General features: G+C 70.1%; 13 protein-coding genes. 3 read left to right on the top strand and 10 right to left on the bottom strand.

Annotation, left to right across the window (positions count from 1 at the left end; all coding sequences use genetic code 11):
- Positions 1-4: 4 nt before the first annotated feature.
- The 9 genes from LXT21_RS08485 to LXT21_RS08525 form a co-directional block, all read right to left on the bottom strand.
- The gene (locus tag LXT21_RS08485) at positions 5-961 is read right to left on the bottom strand and encodes a hypothetical protein (protein ID WP_254037577.1); all 957 of its coding nucleotides are present in this window, start codon (positions 959-961) and stop codon (positions 5-7) included.
- 113 nt (positions 962-1,074) lie between these two features.
- Entirely contained in the window at positions 1,075-1,503 is a 429-nt protein-coding gene (locus tag LXT21_RS08490; RefSeq protein WP_254037578.1) for a hypothetical protein, read from the bottom strand.
- A gap of 169 nt (positions 1,504-1,672) precedes the next feature.
- The gene (locus LXT21_RS08495) at positions 1,673-3,940 is read right to left on the bottom strand and encodes a pyridoxal phosphate-dependent decarboxylase family protein (protein ID WP_254037579.1); all 2,268 of its coding nucleotides are present in this window, start codon (positions 3,938-3,940) and stop codon (positions 1,673-1,675) included.
- A gap of 249 nt (positions 3,941-4,189) precedes the next feature.
- Positions 4,190-5,059 (bottom strand): hypothetical protein, encoded by an 870-nt coding sequence (locus LXT21_RS08500; protein ID WP_254037580.1) that lies wholly within the window; start codon positions 5,057-5,059, stop codon positions 4,190-4,192.
- A gap of 2 nt (positions 5,060-5,061) precedes the next feature.
- Positions 5,062-7,680 (bottom strand): TonB-dependent receptor, encoded by a 2,619-nt coding sequence (locus LXT21_RS08505; protein WP_254037581.1) that lies wholly within the window; start codon positions 7,678-7,680, stop codon positions 5,062-5,064.
- Positions 7,681-7,723: 43 nt separating this feature from the next.
- Complete coding sequence (locus LXT21_RS08510; protein ID WP_254037582.1) at positions 7,724-8,527, bottom strand: OmpA/MotB family protein; 804 nt, start codon at positions 8,525-8,527, stop codon at positions 7,724-7,726.
- A 128-nt stretch (positions 8,528-8,655) separates the two neighbouring features.
- Positions 8,656-9,207 carry a chalcone isomerase family protein gene (locus tag LXT21_RS08515; RefSeq protein WP_254037583.1) on the bottom strand — a complete coding sequence of 184 codons (552 nt, stop codon included), beginning with the start codon at positions 9,205-9,207 and terminating at the stop codon, positions 8,656-8,658.
- 324 nt (positions 9,208-9,531) lie between these two features.
- Positions 9,532-10,527 (bottom strand): 3-oxoacyl-ACP synthase III family protein, encoded by a 996-nt coding sequence (locus LXT21_RS08520; RefSeq protein ID WP_254037584.1) that lies wholly within the window; start codon positions 10,525-10,527, stop codon positions 9,532-9,534.
- Between the two features lie 142 nt (positions 10,528-10,669).
- Complete coding sequence (locus tag LXT21_RS08525; RefSeq protein WP_254037585.1) at positions 10,670-11,581, bottom strand: hypothetical protein; 912 nt, start codon at positions 11,579-11,581, stop codon at positions 10,670-10,672.
- A gap of 76 nt (positions 11,582-11,657) precedes the next feature.
- Between LXT21_RS08525 and LXT21_RS08530 the strand changes: the two genes are divergently transcribed.
- Positions 11,658-13,874 carry a molybdopterin oxidoreductase family protein gene (locus LXT21_RS08530; RefSeq protein ID WP_254037586.1) on the top strand — a complete coding sequence of 739 codons (2,217 nt, stop codon included), beginning with the start codon at positions 11,658-11,660 and terminating at the stop codon, positions 13,872-13,874.
- Here the strand turns inward: LXT21_RS08530 and LXT21_RS08535 are convergent.
- Entirely contained in the window at positions 13,807-14,916 is a 1,110-nt protein-coding gene (locus tag LXT21_RS08535; RefSeq protein ID WP_254037587.1) for a lysylphosphatidylglycerol synthase domain-containing protein, read from the bottom strand. The genes LXT21_RS08530 and LXT21_RS08535 overlap by 68 nt on opposite strands.
- Positions 14,917-15,100: 184 nt before the next feature.
- Between LXT21_RS08535 and LXT21_RS08540 the strand changes: the two genes are divergently transcribed.
- Both LXT21_RS08540 and LXT21_RS08545 read left to right on the top strand, forming a co-directional pair.
- Positions 15,101-16,087, top strand: a complete 987-nt coding sequence (locus tag LXT21_RS08540; RefSeq protein WP_254037588.1) for a zinc-dependent alcohol dehydrogenase family protein — start codon at positions 15,101-15,103, stop codon at positions 16,085-16,087.
- Between the two features lie 29 nt (positions 16,088-16,116).
- Positions 16,117-16,890, top strand: a complete 774-nt coding sequence (locus LXT21_RS08545; protein WP_254037589.1) for a glucose 1-dehydrogenase — start codon at positions 16,117-16,119, stop codon at positions 16,888-16,890.
- Position 16,891 lies beyond the last annotated feature (1 nt).

The following is a 16,891-nucleotide window of genomic DNA, read 5'->3' on the forward strand; positions in this document are numbered from 1 at the left end:
CCGCTCACTCGAGGCGGAGCAGCTCGGGCCCCGACACCCGGAGCAGGAGCTCTCCCGCGTGGTCGCCCTCCTTCAGGCGGCGGCCCCACCACGCGATGGCCGCGTCGACCTGTCCATACCCGTGGACGTCGACCCAGGCCGCGTAGGGCGCATGGCAGCCGGGCCGGGACACCGTGGTGAGCCCACGCTCCGTCCCGGGCGCGCCAATCAGCACCCCGGTGTTGCCGCGCTGCTCGATGGCCTCGGGCTCACCGGCGACCAGCGGCGCGAAGAGCCGCGTCCCCTGCCCCGTGAGCACGAGGAGACGGTGGCCCGGGTGCTCCGCCGGCTTGCACCACGCGACGGTGTAGCCGTCCTGCGCGCCCAGGCGAGTCTTCACCTGGTCGACCGTGCCCAGTGGCGCCCACACCTGGATGACGATGGCGCCCTTGCGATGCCCCTCCTGCATCCAGCGCCCCAGATACGCGACGAGCGCATCCACCACCTGGAAGCTGGGAGCCACCAGCACCCTGTTGCCGGGCTCACACAGCCACGCGAACCCCGGCTCGCAGTGCTCGAACAACCATCCCTGGTCGCGCAGGTAGTCGTAGTCGAGGCCCTCGACACGCGATAGCACCCGCCCGGGTCGCGCCGCCGAGGGTCGCTGGGACTCCATCATCACGGGATGTTCGATGCTCAGGCCGGGCGCGAGCCGCCGCTCCAGCGCGACCTCGCCCTGCCGCAGTGACGTCGTCACCAGGGGCACCTCGCCCAGGCCCATCACCACGACATCGCCCAGGTATCCCTGGTGGCGAGCCGTCTGCAAGAAGCTCAGCGTCACCGAGTAGCCGACGTACCTCCCCGGCCGCGTCCGCACGTCGGACTCGCTCCCCAGGGGACTCACCGGACGCACCCCGCGCGGGGCACACGCCCCCAGCACGAGCCCTGCAATCACACCCACGACAAGGAGCCTGCGTTCCATGGGCTCGGAGCATTCCCTCCGGAAGGCGCCTCACGCCAATCATGGAATCGGCATGGATTTCCCAGCACCACCGCGCCGCCCGGAGACACCCGCTCCGGACGGCGCGAAAGACATCACTCCACCCAGGCGACGTGGCCCAGGCCCGCGGCGACCATGTCGCACACGTAGAAGATGTCGTCGTAGGGGTAGTCGTCGTAGACGCCGCGCGCGGGGATGCATCGCGCCGTGTTGGGCGACGGGGCGTTCAGGGACGCGGCCAGGTCACGGCAGCTCTGGTGGTCGCCCTCGCTGCACTCCTCGGTGCAGGAGTCCGCGCGAATCCAGTACGGGTTGTAGAGCGGGTAGGAGTCCGCCTCGAGCCAGCACAGGCCCGAACCGCACTCGGAGTCATACTGACAGCCGCTGCCCGTGGGGTAGAGGCTCTGGGTCTGCTCGGTGGTCTCCGGCGTCGGCTCGGCCGGGGCCTGCTCCGGCGCCGCGCTGCTGCAGCCGAACAGTGAGAGCGAGAGGATGGAAGCCGTCACTGCGAGGAAGTTCCGCATTCGATGCGCACCTTTCCAGGTGAGGGGGAACGCGCAACCAAGCATTCCCCGCGAACAGAGCCAAGGGGCCTTCTCGTAAATTCTTATTTACGAAGACAAAACAAGGTTTCCGTTGACTCGGTCTACATCGGCCACCTCGGAGCACCCCGAGGTGGCCGGAGTCCCCCGGCTACCGGGTGCGGCGGGTGGCCTTGCCCTTCATCTCGTAGAGGGTGTCCTCCACCGCGGCGCGCAGCTCCTGGATGATGGTGTCGAGGAAGGGGCGGCCCTCCAGGTCCTCGGTAATCCAGGGGTCCATGATGACGGAGCGCAGCACGGTGATGCGGCCCTCCTCGGCGTCCTCGGGCGTGGCGGTGCCCAAGAGCCGCTCCTCGTAGTCGGCGAAGAACTTCTTGCCGTAGTCCGCCTCGATGAAGTCCGTGGTGCTCACCAGCAGCCGGTAGCCGTAGATGTCGCGGCCATCCGCCTTCACGCCCAGCCGGTCGTAGATGCCCCGGTTGAACTCATTGGCCTTGGCGAGGCTGGGATTGAGCCCATCCGCCGTCTGGAAGTTGAAGGCATACGTGAGGATGTTGAGGTCCGCGCCCATCTCACGCAGCAGCTCCAGCTCCTCGGGCTGCGCGCTGGTGAGCAGCTCCTCGTGGCGCTTGCTGGTGAGCTGGTGTCGCAGCATCTCCAGCGCCTTCTGCGTCCCGCCGTACTTCTTGCGCAGGTTCTCCGGCAGCTCGAAGCGCGGGCCGGGCACCACCCGGTAGTCGTCCGCCACCGCGTTCATCATCAGCAGGCGCGCGTGGAACAGCTTGCAGTTGTAGAGCGCCCTGCCGAGGATTTTGCCGTAGCCGCGCTGGTCCGGCGGCACGACGGCGTGGCTCAGGTACACGCCCGCCGCGGCGGCGCCGGGCTTGGAGCCCTCGATGCCGTACTTGCCCACCGTGAGGTCCTCCTGGCTGCCGGCGGTGTTGATGTACGGCGCCTCGAAGGCGACGAGGCTGCGCATGGCCTGGTTGCGGTAGCACAGCGCGCCGGCGGGGTACGGCAGGTAGCCCGTCTTGTGCGGGTCCACGGTGATGGTGTCCGCCTCCGGCAGCGCCTCGAACTGCTTCATCGCATAGGTGCTCAGCTGCAGCACCGGCGCCGGGGGACCCGAGCGCGCGCCCTTGGGCCCGGGCGCCGGGCGCAAGAGCGACGCGAAGTAGCCGCCCCACGCCGCGTCCGCGTGCACGCAGAAGGACATGTCCAGCGGGTGGTACTTCTGCTTGCGCAGGGCCGTCACCGACGCGAGCGGGTCCACCAACCCCTCCTCCGTGGTGCCCATCACCGCCGTCACCGCGATGACCGGTCGCTTGTCCGCGCGGCACTGGTCCAGCCGTGACTCCAGGCTCTCCATGTCCATGCGCCCGGCTTCATCCAGCGGGATGCTGTACATGTGGTCCGCGCCCAGGCCCAGAATCGCCGCGGCCTTCGGCAGCGAGTAGTGCTTGGAGCCCGGCACCATGAACACCGGCGCCTTCACCTCCCCCAGGTGGCGCCGGGTGAACTCCACCAGGCCCAGGTCCTGGAGCGTGTAGTCGGACAGCCGCGCCGTCAGCGCCTCCACCGGGATGCCGAACTGGTCCTGGATGCGCGTGGGCAGCCCCAGCACCTCGTCCACCTCCAGGTTGAGCGCCTGCCACGCGTTCAAGTCCAACAGTCGCGCCTTCTTGTCGGACGGCAGGGTGACTTCCAGCCCCTTCGCGGCGGCGAGCGAGGGCTCCTTGCTCAAGGCCTCGCGCAGGGACAGCGGGTAGAACTTGAGGTTCCGCGCGGCCCACATCGCCTCGATGTTGGCGGTGGTGCCACCACACGTCAGGTGGCTCCAGGGCCGCACCTGCCCCTGCTCGGCGTAGCCCACCATGCGACACAAATCCTCACCGACGCGGACCTCCAGCACCGTCGTCAGCGGCGAGGCCTCCAGCGCGACGTTGTTCTGGTTGTAGAGCATGGCCGCGAAGTAGCCCGCCATGCCCGGCAGCGTCTGGTCCCACGTCATGTGGCCCTGGTAGCGCATGCTGAAGAAGGGCGCGGACTTCTTCAGCTCGGCCAGCAGGGTGTCGAACTCCGTGTGCAGCGTGTCCAGCGCGCGCAGGTAGCCAGGGTCCCGCTTGATGCTCTGGGTGATTGCGGGCGGGTCCGTGGGGTGGAAGTTGCGGCGCCAGAAGGAGTGGTCCCTCAGCGCCTCCAACACCAGCTGCTCGAAGAGCTCCGCGTTCTCCGCGCGCGGGCCCAGGAACCACGCCTCCACGTCGCGTCCGCCCGTGAGCGGCGACTCCTCCGCGCGCGAGGAGCTCCAGGGGACATCTCGGTGCACGAGCTGATTGCGGTCCAATCGCTCGAGCAACGCCTGCTTCAAGCTGTCGAGGGCACGACCGGCGTAGTCCGGTTGGGACTTGTTAGCCATGAGGGACGCTCCTTGCCGACGGGGAAGGACCGTGGCGCGACGTGGGCGCGCGCGCTGGGGGGTGGCCACGGTCCGCGCCAGACATACAGGAGTCGTGTCCCGCCCCCGTCACGCTCGCGACGTGGCGACAATTCCAGACAGTCCCACCGCCCTCCGGGGCCGGGAGCCGTCGACCCCTCCCTCAAAGGCAGACGGCCCGCTCGAAAGCGGGCCGCTCCCTCATCGACAGGTGCTCACGTGGGGGAGTGACTACGGCCCCACATCCACCTCACGGCTGAGCCAGCCCACGCCGCCGCGTCCGTCGCGCGCCACCACGTACACGGTGATGCGCTGGGGCGTCTTGGGCGTCTCGTACTTCGACGTCGGGTCCCCCGGCCTGCCGTCCACCGGCTCCAGCGAGCGGAACTCCTTCACCTCGCCGTCACCCGTGGCGAACCAGCTGTAGAAGACCTGCTCGGTCTCCGGGCCGTCCTCGCCGGTGAAGACCTCCAGGCTGCCCTCGGTGAGCGTGGGGCGGAACACCACCTCCTGATTCAACGGCAGCGGCCCCACGAGCGGCGCGTCGTTCCACAGGATGTCCGCCACGCCCGGGTTGTGGTTCGGCTCGCGCGTCATGCGCACCAGCACCTGGCGCACGCCGCGCTCGGAGCCCTCGGGCGTGCCGGAGCCGTCCGTCGCCTCGTAGCCCACGAACAGGGGGATGCCCTTCTCCAGCGCCGCGCGCGTGCGCGGGTCGTCCGGGTTGGGCGTGGCGCCACCGTTGGGGTTGGCGGCCTGGAGGGCCTGCAGCAGCACCGCCTGCACGTCGGGGTTCTGCAACGACAGGGTGCCATCCGCGAGCGTCACGCCGTTCTCACCCGGGCAGCGGCCGTCGTACGGGTTGCCGTTGAGGCGACACAGCGCATAGGTGACGGTGACGGGCCGCGCGTCGGGCGTCACCGCCAGCGCGGTGAAGGACGTGGGCCCGGGCAAGGCGCCGGTGTCCGGGTCCAGCACCAGCTCGGGCGGCTCGGCGCGGATGGCGAGCACCCGCACCCGGCGGATCTCACTCTGCAGCTCGAAGTCGGGGCCACACGCCAGGAGCGCCGCGGCCAGGGAGATGAAGACACACGCGCGCATGGTCAGAAGCTCCCCTTGGCGCCGATGACGGGGAGGATGGGCAGTCCCTCGAAGTAGGCGCTCTGGGTGTAGTTGTAGTTGTAGGCGATGCCCTCCACCGCCGCGTTGTTGTAGACGTTCGTCAAGTCCAGGTAGAGGTCCAGCGTCCACTGGTCGAAGACGAAGATCTTGTCGACGCGGACATCCAGCTGGTTGAAGGACGGCAGCCGCCGCGAGTTCACCCCCGCGAACAGCGGCAGGAACACGTCGGTGCCGTCGTCACGCACCGAGCCCACCACCGGCGTCGTCGGGTTGCCGGACGCGAAGCGGAACCTGGCGCCCACCTCCCAGCCCCTCGGCAGCTTGTAGGACGCAATCGCCGTCAGCACGTGCGTCTGGTCGTTGTCGAACAGGCGCCAGTTCGCCCCGGGCGCGTCCCGGCGCTCGCTCTTGCTGAGCGTGTACGCAATCCAGCCGAACAGGCGCTCCGTCAGCGCGCGGCGCACGAGCAGCTCGAACCCGTAGACCCGGCCGATGCCGCCGTTCTTCAGCCGCTCCGGCACCAGCTCCCCGTCGCGCTCCACCAGCGCGTCCGAGCGGCTGATGAGGTTGTCCAAGTCGTTGTAGAAGACCTCGCCGCTGACGAACCACTCCTGCACGGGCTGCCACTCCGCGCCCACGCCGTACTGGAGCGAGCGCTTCGCGGAGAGGTCCGGGTTGCCGAACGCGAGGCTGGGCTCATCCTGCACCGGAGGCCCGTGGTACACGCCCGCGCCGCCCTTGAGCGTCAGCGTGTCCGTCAGCGCGTAGCGCACCGCCAGGCGCGGGTTCAGCGTGCGCTTGACCTTCTTCTGGTCGGTGAAGACATACCCCTCGTACCGCACGCCCGGCACCACCAGGAGCCCCTTGAACGGGCGCCAGCGCCCTTCAATCCAGAGCGAGGGGAAGTACTGGAGGAAGTCGCCGTCGGTGTCGAGCAGGTCCTCGGTGATGAGCGGGCTGGGCGGCTCACCCTCGCGAGGCGGCCGCTGGATGCGCGCCTTCACGTTCGCGAAGCTGCTCGTCACGTCCACGCCACCCGCCAGGGTGAAGGGCTCCACCAGCGCGTACTCCGCCGTGGCGCGCAGGTTCAGGTCCGTGGAGGCGATGCGCAGGTTGCGCTCGCCAATCTCGAACTCCACCAGCGTGTTGCCCACCAGCGCGTGCGTGTCCAGCGTGAGCCGCTCCCCGCGGTACTGGTGACGCAGGCGCAGCTGGTTGAAGCCCGTCGTCACGTCCAGGTTGCCGTTGACGGACGGGTCGTTGTCCGACGGCCGGTCGAACACCAGCCCCAGCCGGTCGCGCGAGGTGATGCCCTGCAGCGTGAAGGTGTGGCGGGAGATGGGCTTCCACACCAGCTTGAGCTGCGCGTCGTAGTAGCGCGGCGCCACCTGGAGACTCGGGCCGTCGTCGCCCTCCGGAATCACCCCCAGCACCAGGTCGATGTACGAGCGCCGGCCGCCGATGGCGAAGCCCAGCGTGTCCGTAATCGGCCCCTCGATGACGGCGTTGGACTCGATGAGGCTCACGCCCACGGTGCCGTGGATGCGGTCCATCTTCGGCTCGCGGCTGTTGACGTTGATGACGCCGCCGGTGATGTCGCCGTAGTACGAGGAGAAGTTGCCGGGCAGGTAGTCCAGCGACTCCAGGAGCTCGGAGTTGTAGACGCTCGTCAGGCCGCCGAAGTGGAACAGCAGGGGGATGCGCTGGCCGTCCAGGAAGACGCCGGACTCCTGGGGGCTGGTGCCACGGATGACCAGGGCGCCGCCGTTGAAGGCCGGGCGCGCCACGCCGGGCAGGTTCTGCACCACCTTGAGCGTGTCGCCCTGGGTGCCGGGCACGCGCTGCACCTCGGCCACCTGGAGCGTGGTGCTCGTCACCTCCTTGCGCTCACGGTCGCTTCGCACCACCGTCTCGAAGGGGCTGAAGATGCGCTTCTGCACGTAGTACGTGGCGCGCGTCTCACGGCCCTCGGACACCGTCTCCCGGGTCTTGAAGCGGTCATAGCCGCCCTGCACCACCAGCACCTCGTGGGTGCCCAGCGGCACGCCCCGGAAGGAGAAGCGCCCCTCCGAGTCCGCCACGACGGAGCGGTCCAGCTCCGGGAGCACCACCTCCGCGCCGTTGAGCGGCTTGCGCGTGCCGCGCTCCAGCGCCTGGCCGCTGAAGTTCACCGGGGCCTCGGGCTCCACGGTGCCGCCGTCCGCGTCGGTGGGCGGGGCCACGGGCCGGAAGACGAACTGGTAGGCGTACTGGATGCGCACCGGGGAGGGGACGTTGTCGACCTCCGCGGGGGAGAACTCGAACTGCTTCACGGCCTCCACGGCGGCCTCGTCGAAGCCGTGGCCGGCGGGCTGGGTGATTTCGACATTCGTGACGGCGCCCGTCTCCGAGATGTCGATGAACATCACCACCGTGCCCTCGAGCTGCTGGGCGGCGGCTTCGGGTGGATAGGGAGCCTCGACCTGACGCAACAGCTCGGGCGGTTTCGTCAACACGCCCGTGGGGACGCCCGCGTCGGGGTCGGCGACACCGCCGTCCGGAGCCTGGGCCCAGGCTCCGGCGGCGAGGCAGAAACACAAAACGGCCAGGAACGTTCTCATGGGAGGAAGGGCGCGAAGGCGCCCGACCTCCCTAACCCTTTCACTACTTGGGCGCGAGGACGATTTCGATACGACGATTCAGACTGCGATTCTCGGGCGAGTCATTGACCGCGATGGGCTGGTATTGCCCATAGCCCGCCGCTGACAGCGTCGTCGGGTCCACGCCCGCGTCCTGCAGCGCCCGCACCACCGCCATGGCGCGCGCCAGGCTCAGCTCCCAGTTGGTGGGGAACTGGCCGCCGCCCGTCGGAACGTCATCCGTGTGTCCTTCGACGCGGATGATCTTCCCCTGCACCGTCTTGAGCGCGTCGGCGATCTTCTTCAGGGCGTCGCCGCCCTCCTTGCCCACGCGCGCGGAGCCGGAGGCGAAGAGGATCTTGTCCTTGAGCTGCACCGTCATGCGGCCCTTCAGCTCGGACAATTCAATCTTCCCGTCGGCGATCTCCGACTTGAGGCTCTGCGCCAGGTTCTCGTACTCGGAGCTCTTCTTCTCCAGCTCCTCCTTGGCCTGGGCCAGCTTCTTGGAGTTGCGCGCCAGCTCCTCGTTGAGCGCGGCGAGCTGCGCGTTCTGGTCCTGCAACGCGCGGCGCTCGGCGGCGCCCGCCGTGAGGCGCGACTCGGAGGTGGTCAGCCGCGTCTCCAGGGCCTTCTTCTCCTCCTCCTGGGCGGCGATCTTCTCCGTCAGCTCCTTGACCTTGGCCTCGGCGGCCTCGCGCGCGCCCTTCTCGTCGTTGAGGCCCTTGGTGAGGTTCTCCGCCTCCAGGGCCTTCGCGTCGAAGGTGCCCTGGGAGACGCATCCCGTGGTGGAGAGCGCGATGAGCGCAGCCAGCATCAGCCGTGTCCGCATGTGTATGTTTTCTCCTGACAGCGATGGTTGGAGCTCCAGCCTACCGCCAGGAAGCACCAAGGTCAGGGAGAACCCACACGGGCATTTCGCCAGCCCGGCCCCTCGCCAGAGGGCCCGGGTGGAAAGATTCAGCGAGGGAAGATGGGGTGCACGTCCAGCCAGACCGCGAAGAGCGCGTCGGCGAACGTCTTGCCGGGGATGAACACGCCGCCGCTGGCCGCGCCGCCGACTTCCAGGCCGCCATCCGGGGTGTAGGTGATGATGAGGTCCCCGCCCTTCTCCACGTCACGCAGCGAGGCGAGCATCACGCCCAGCTGATGGGACAGCGGCCCCTCGCGCAGCTCCGGGTTGCGGTGCAGGCCGTTGCGCAGGCTGTCCACCAGCTGCGAGCGGGTGATGTCTCGCAGGAAGCGGAAGTGCAGCCGCTTCACGGAGTTGGAGGCGATGGCCTCCGACGCGCTGCGTGGCCGCGACTCCAGATAGAGACTCCACACGTACACCTTGAACAAGAAGCGCTTGTGCAGCTCCATGTGGGCCAACTCCACCGTGCGCCCCTGGAGCTGCAGGGAGTCCGGCATGTCGACCCCACCCACCTGCTTCTGTCCCGCCTGCGCCGCGCCCGTCGCCAGCACCAGCCCCAGCACGAGCCACCGCGCGCTCCGCCACGCCTGCTCTCTCATGCGTCCGACCCCCGCCCCGTCCGAGTACGGTGCCCGGATAGGTGCGCATGCCTGGACGCGACCGCCAGCCGATCGTTCCAAATCCCTGTGGAGCAGTGGACGGAGCGGACCTGGGGTGAGGCCCCGCCCATGCCCGGCGTCGAGGCACACCGGTCCGGGGCCGTGAGCCACGAGGAACTCGGGAGGGGGATGTCGCGGTGTGTCGGGGCCATGGCGCTCGTTGGAGAACATACCAGCGGTCTCCGACGTGCGGGGGAGGAGGCTGCATGACGGGCGCCCGGGCGGACACTTCGAGCCGGGGCGGCCGGGGAGCGCCAGGGGGGCCTAAGTGCGCTCGAGCAGGGCGCCGGCCCAGGTGAGACCGCTGCCCACCACGCTCAGGACCAGGGCGTCGCCCAGGCCGGGGTCGTCCCAGTGCTCGCTCAGGACGCCCGGGGCGCCGGCCGCGCCGGTGTTGCCCCGGACGTGGACGTTGAAGAAGTGGCGTGACTCCGGGACTTCGCAGCGGCGCTGGACGGCCTCCAGCATGCGCAGGTTGGCCTGGTGGCCGATGAAGGTGACGTTGGCGTTGCTCCGGTCCGGGTGGCGGGCCAGGTAGTCGGCGCGCAGGTCCAGGAAGGTCTCCCCCGCGCGGCGGATGGCGAACTTCTGCACCTCCGCGCCGTGCTGGGTGAAGTGGCCGATGCGCGGCACGCGCACCTTGTCCGCGCCCGAGGGGTCTCCGGCGAGCCGCGTTTCGGTGATTCGCCAGCGACCGGGCACGCGCGGGGACAGCACCGCCGCCGAGGAGCCATCACCCCACAGCACCGCGCTGGAGCGGTCCGTGTAGTCCACCACGCGCGTGGAGTTGTCCATGTTCACCACGAGCACGTACTCCGGCAGCCGCTCCGGGCGCATGCCCGTCAGGAAGTGCAGCTGCGTGCAGAAGGACGAGCAGGCGCTCTGCAGGTCCACGGCCGGCGCGTCGATGCCCAGCTCCTGCGCCACGCGGTTGGACTCGGCCGGGATGCATTCATCCGGGCTGCATCCGCCGGCGACGACGAGGCCGATGTCGGAGGGCTTCAGCCCCGCGCGCTCGAGCGCCATGCGCGCGGCGTGGGCGCCCGTCTGGGCGTTGCTGTAGAGCGCGGCCTCCTGCGCGGCCCTCACGTCCCGGTTGCGCGTCTGGCGCAGGTAGTCCAGCGGCAGCACCGTGTGACGGGAGCGGATGCCCACCCGCTCCAGAATCCACGCGTCCGAGGTCTCGAGCCCCAGTTCCTCCAGGAAGGCATTGGTGAGGAGGTTGGGCGGATGGAAGTGCCCGAGCGCGTGCAGGAACATGGGAACCCTCTAACGCCCAACCCTGCCCATTCTCTGTCAGCGTGCTGTCACGCTCGCGCTGCTTCGCGGGGCAGCCGGCCATCCGTGCGTCACGCCGGACCATCCCCGTCACAGCGCGACGACGGCCTGACGCGACGTGTCGTCAGGGCTTCGCGGCGGGCTGGACGGAGAAGAAGAGGACCGAGTCGCCCTTGCCCTCCACCTTCATGCCCTTGGCCTTCATCGCGGGAATCGGGGTGTAGACGACGGGCCCCTGCAGGTTGAAGGCGGTGAGCTCGGTGCCCTCGCCCAGGACGTTCATCGTCCCCTGGTAGGCGATGGTCGTCGTCATGGGGTTCTGCTCGTCCGGGGCCATCTCCAGCGTGGTGGAGACGAGGAACAGGCCGACGAGGCCGCGCGGGTCCTCGTGTATCTCCTTGAGCTGCACGCGCGTCTTGCGGAACTTCACGTTCGCGGGGTTGCCCTTCTGCAGGAGCTTCTCGAAGGCGCGCGCCACGCCGTCCAGCTTCGCGCCCACCTTCACCGGCCCCTGGGGGAAGGCGGCGGTGATGGGGTCCTCGACGCCCAGCCCGTCCAAATCCTTGCGCACCAGCTCCGCCTCCTCGGGCGTCACCGGCTTGCCGTCCGCGTCCGTCACCTCGATGCGGCCCGCCTTGGCCTCACCCACGTAGGTCTTCTGGTGGACGAGGGTGACCTGCCGCTTCTGCCGGCCCTGCGGGTCCTTCATCACATCCACCACGTCGCCGTAGGCGAGCTTCGCCTTGGTGACGAGGGGCCCCTTCACCTCGAGCGGGGTGAAGACCTGCGCCTGGGCCATCTCGGTGGAGACGTCGATGGGCTCCGGCTCCATGTCGGGCGCGGTGATGTAGAAGTCCTGCCGCATCGTCATCCCCATCCGCACGTCCTCGGCGCGCCCCACCACCGCGTCCTGCCGGGTGAAGGTCAGCGCGCGGGCCTTGGACACGGCGACCCGGGGCGGCTCGGTGGCCTCCACGCTCAGCGGTGACAATGCCAACAACCCCACGGCGATGACCCACGGCTCCATCCGGCGCATGTGTTCTCCTGGAGACACAATCCTTCCATGGCACCGCCATCCGCGTCAGCCATTGGCGTTGTGTAGAGTGCGCGGCATGAGCGCCAAGGCCACGTCCCGGGTCCACTTCCGTACGTGCAACCTGTGCGAGGCCATGTGCGGCCTGCGCATCGAACTGCGGGAGGAGCGCATCACCTCCATCCGGGGAGATGACGAGGACCCGTTCAGCCGGGGCCACGTGTGCCCCAAGGCGCTGGCGCTCAAGGACTTGCACGAGGACCCGGACCGGCTGCGCCACCCGATGCTCCGCACCCAAGCAGGGTGGGAGCGCGTGTCGTGGGACGAGGCGCTGGACGCGGCGGCGAAGGGCCTGCACGCGGTGCAGCAGGCACACGGGCGCGACGCGGTGGCCTCGTACCTGGGCAACCCCAACGTGCACAACCTGGGCAACATGGTGTTCGGCTCGGAGCTGGTGCGCGCGCTGCGCTCGAAGAACCGCTTCTCCGCCACGTCCGTGGACCAGCTCCCCCACCAGTTGGTGTCGTACTTCATGTTCGGCCACCAGCTGCTGGTGCCCATCCCGGACCTGGACCGCACGCGGTACCTGCTGGTGATGGGCGCCAACCCGCTCGCGTCCAACGGCAGCCTGATGACGGCCCCGGACGTGCGCACCCGGCTGCGCGCCATCCAGCAGCGCGGCGGCAAGCTGGTGGTGGTGGACCCGCGCCGCACGGAGACCGCGGCCATCGCGGACACGCACGTCTTCATCCGCCCCGGCACGGACGCGCTGCTCCTGCTCGCGCTGCTGAACGTCGTGCTCCACGAGCACCCGCCGAGGACGGGCCACCTGGACGCGCTCACGGACGGGCTCGACACCGTGCGAGCCCTCGCGCGCGACTTCCCACCCGAGCGCGTGGCGCCCCACACCGGGGTTCCGGCCGAGACGGTGCGCACGCTCGCGCGCGACTTCCTCGCCGCCGAAGCGGCCGTCTGTTACGGGCGCATGGGATTGTCCACGCAGCCCTTCGGCTCGCTGTGCCAATGGCTCATCAACGTGCTCAACGTGGTGACGGGCCAGATGGACAAGGAGGGCGGCGCCATGTTCACCCAGCCCGCCTTCGACATCATCTGCGGCCCCAAGGCGATGGCGCTCGGCCGGGGCAGCCATGGCCGGTGGAAGAGCCGGGTGCGGGGCCTGCCGGAGACGGGCGGCGAGCTGCCCTCGGCCGTGCTCGCCGAGGAGATGCTCACCCCGGGAGACGGCCGCGTGCGCGCGCTCGTCACCATGGCGGGCAACCCCGTGCTGTCCACGCCCAATGGCGCGCAGCTGGAGCGCGCGCTCGAGGGGCTGGACTTCATGGTGAGCGTGGACCCGTACCTCAACGAGACCACGCGCCACGCGAACATCATCCTGCCGCCCGTGTCTCCGCTGGAGCGCGGCCACTACGACGTGGCCTTCCACGCGCTGGCCGTGCGCAACACCGCCAAGTACTCGCCGCCGTTGTTCGAGCCCGGGCCGGAGGGGCGTCACGACTGGCAGATCGTGCTCGCGCTGCAGCACCGCCTGGAGACCTTGCGCAAGGGTCGTCCGTCCGTGCGCCAGACGCTGCGCTACCAGGCCCTCACGCGGCTGGGGCCGGAGCGGATGCTGGATGTCGGCCTGCGGATGGGCCCCCACGGCAACCGGTTCCACCCGCTGCGCCAGGGCTTGTCCCTGTCGAAGCTGCGCGCCGCGCCGCACGGCGTGGACCTGGGCCCGTTGAAGCCGTGCCTGCCCGAGCGGCTGCAGACGAAGGACCGGCGCCTCCACCTGGCCCCCTCGCTGCTCGTCGCGGACGTGCAGCGGCTCGCACAGAGTTTCCCGGAGGGCGCGGCGCCCGACGCACGCGCGGGGGAGCTGCTGCTCATCGGCCGCAGACACCTGCGCGACAACAACTCCTGGATGCACAACGTGCCGGGCCTGCTCAAGGGCAAGCCGCGCTGCACGCTGATGGTGCACCCGGAGGACGCGACACGCCTCGGGCTGACGGACGGCGTGGACGCCACCGTCACCTCCCGCGTGGGCGAGGTGACGGTGCCGGTGGCGGTGACGGACGAGGTGATGCCGGGCGTGGTGAGCCTGCCGCACGGCTATGGCCATCGCCGTCAGGGCACGAAGCTGCGCGTGGCCACCGAGCACGCGGGCATCAGCCAGAACGATTTGACGGACGACCACGCGGTGGACGCCGTCAGCGGCAACGCGGCCTTCAACGGCACGCCGGTGCGGGTGCGGCCGGCCGCGCCACCCCAGGCAGCCGCCACACCAGCGGCGTGAGCGCGCCCGCCAACACGAAGACCAGCTGCACCAGGTGGCCCAGCAGCGCCACCGACATGGCGCGCGCGGCGGTGGTGTCCAGCACGCCCGCCGCCAGCGCGAAGGCGCCGTCGCTCACGCCCACCTGTCCAGGCACCAGCGAGCCCACCGCCAGCGCGCACAGATAGAGGCCCTGCGAGAAGAGCGCCTGCACCAGCGACGTGTCGATGCCCACCGCGTGCGTCAGCACCGCGTATTGCGCCACCTGCAGCGTGCGGCTGCCCAGGAAGGCGAGCACCGGGCTCCTGGGGAGCAGCGACCCATGGCACGCCGTCTGACGGAACTGCTCCGTGAGCTGCGCCCACCTGCGCGAGCGCTTCGCCAGCCACGCGCACGGCCCATGGGCCCGCATGCACGCGCGCACGCCCGTGGAGGCCAGCACCAACACCACGCCGTGGCCGAGCATCGCCAGCGTGAAGACGGACCAACCGGTGAGCAGGAACGAGGCCGCCGCGCAGGGGAAGGAGATGAGTCCGCCGGCCGCCAGTGACGCCGCCTGGGACGTGGCCGCCGCCGCCGCCGCCGTGCCGCCGCCCATGTGCGCCGACAGCAGCGCGGCCTTGGTGGCCTCCGCCGCCGCGCGGCCCGCGGGCGCCATGCTGGACACCGCGGTGCCGATGAGCTGCGCGCGCGCCAGCACCCTCAGAGGCACCCGCTCCGCGCTCGCGCCATAGGAGGCGCGCGTGGCGAGCGCGTCCATGCCCTGACGCCCCACCTCCAACAGCGCCACCCACGGCAGCCACGGCGCGGCGTCCAGCAGCACGGCTCCGAGCTCCTGGGGACCCACCTTGCGCACCAGCAGCGCCAGCATGCCCACCCCGGCCACCGCGAAGAGGGGCCGTAACATCCCCATCGCCCTGCGTCTCCAGGGGACGGCCAGCGGAGCCGCCACCGTCGCGGCCTCCATCGGTCGGCCCAGGGTCATCCCCCCGCGCACGTCGCTGCCCACTGTCGCCTCCTCGCCACCCAGCCGCCCCGAGTCACCACGCAAGGTGAGCAGCACGACGCGGGAATGCGAGGCCCTCGTGCCTCCCTGCCCCTCCCCGCGCGTCCTCCGGTGGACACCGTGCCCGGTGCCCCCACCCCGGCGAACGGGTTGTCGCGACGACTTGGAGTGCGTGCTCGGCTCCGGGGCCGAAGGTCGCTAGGGTGCGGCCACGATTTCCCGCGCGCACTCGGAGCAACCCATGAAAGTGGTCCGGTTTTCGAAGTTCGGGCACCCGTTGAAGGTCGTGGAGGTGGTGGAGGAGCCCGACGCGGCGCTCGAATCGGGGCAGGTCCGCATCGAGGTCCTCGCCACGCCCATCAACCCCTCGGACGTGCTCACCCTGTCGGGCCAGTACGGCTCGCTGCCCAAGCTGCCGGCGGTGCCGGGCAACGAGGGCGTGGGCCGCGTGGTGGAGGTGAAGGACACCTCGGCCGTGAAGGTGGGAGACCTGGTCTTCCTGCCGCTGGGCGCGGGCACGTGGCGCACGCACCTGGTGGCGCCCGCCGAGGGGCTCTTGACGGTGCCGCCCGGCACGGACGTGAAGCAGGCGTCCATGTTGTTCGTCAACCCGCCCACCGCGGACATCCTGCTGCGCGAGTTCGGCGCGCTGAAGCCCGGGGACTGGGTGCTGCAGAACGCCGCCAACTCCGCGGTGGGCCGCTACCTCATCACCCTGGCGAAGCAGGCCGGCTACAAGACGCTCAACGTGGTGCGCCGCGAGGAGCTGGCGAAGGAGCTCACCGAGCTGGGCGCGGACGTGGTGCTGACCGACACGGACGATTTGCCCGAACGCGTGAAGGCGGCGACGGGCGGCGCCAAGGTGCGGCTGGCCATCGACGCGGTGGGCGGCGACTCCACGCGGCGGCTGGGGGACTCGCTCGCCACCGGCGGCACCGTGGTGAACTACGGCGTGATGTCCGGCAAGGGCCCCAAGCTGTCGGCCGCGGCCACCATCTTCAAGGACATCACCCTGCGCGGCTTCTGGCTGGTGCTGTGGCTCAAGCGCGCCCCGCGCGAGCAGCAGCAGGAGACCTTCGGCCGGCTGGCGAAGCTGGTCGCCGACGGCACGCTGAAGACGGCCGTGGAGGGCACCTTCACGCTGGACGCCATCCAGGAGGCGCTGGCGCGCTCCATGGAGGGTGGACGCGGCGGCAAGGTGCTGCTCACGCCCAATGGGCCTGTCTGAAGACACGCTGTTCGACGGGAGGCACGACGATGAAGCGCGTGGAAGGCAAGGTGGCACTGATTACGGGCGCGGCGGGCGGGCTGGGCAGCGCGGCGGCGCGGATGCTCGCGCGCGAGGGCGCCAAGGTGGTGGTGACGGACCGGCCCCAGCAGGAGGAGGCTGGCGTCCAGGTGGCCCAATCCCTGGGTGAGGGCATGGGCCTGTTCGTCCCGCTGGACGTCACGCGCGAGGAGGACTGGGTGCGCGCGATGGAGACGACGCTCGCGAAGTTCGGCCGGCTGGACGTGCTCGTCAACAACGCGGGCCTGGGCGTCCCCAAGGACGTGGAGAACATCACCCTGGCCGAGTGGCGGCTGGTGCACGCGGTCAACCTGGACGGCACCTTCCTGGGCTGCAAGCACGGCATCCAGGCCATGCGCAAGTCGGGCGCCCGGGGCTCCATCATCAACATCTCCTCCGTGGCGGGGCTCATCGGCGTGCCCACGCTGGTGGCGTACGGCAGCGCGAAGGCGGCCGTGCACATGTTCACCAAGTCGGTGGCGTTGCACTGCACGCACCACGGCTACAGCATCCGCTGCAACTCCATCCACCCCACGTTCATCGAGACGAACATGGTGAAGGCGCTGATTGCCTCCTCGGGCTCGCCGGAGCGGGCGCGCGAGGGGCTGCGGCGCACGATTCCCCAGGGCGCGCTGGGGGAGCCGGATGACGTGGCCAACGCCGTCGTCTACCTCGCCTCGGACGAGTCGAAGCTGATGACGGGCGCGGAGATGATTCTCGACGGCGGCGCCACCGCGCAGTAGC

The sequence above is a fragment of the Myxococcus guangdongensis genome (genome assembly GCF_024198255.1).
GTDB lineage: Bacteria > Myxococcota > Myxococcia > Myxococcales > Myxococcaceae > Myxococcus > Myxococcus guangdongensis.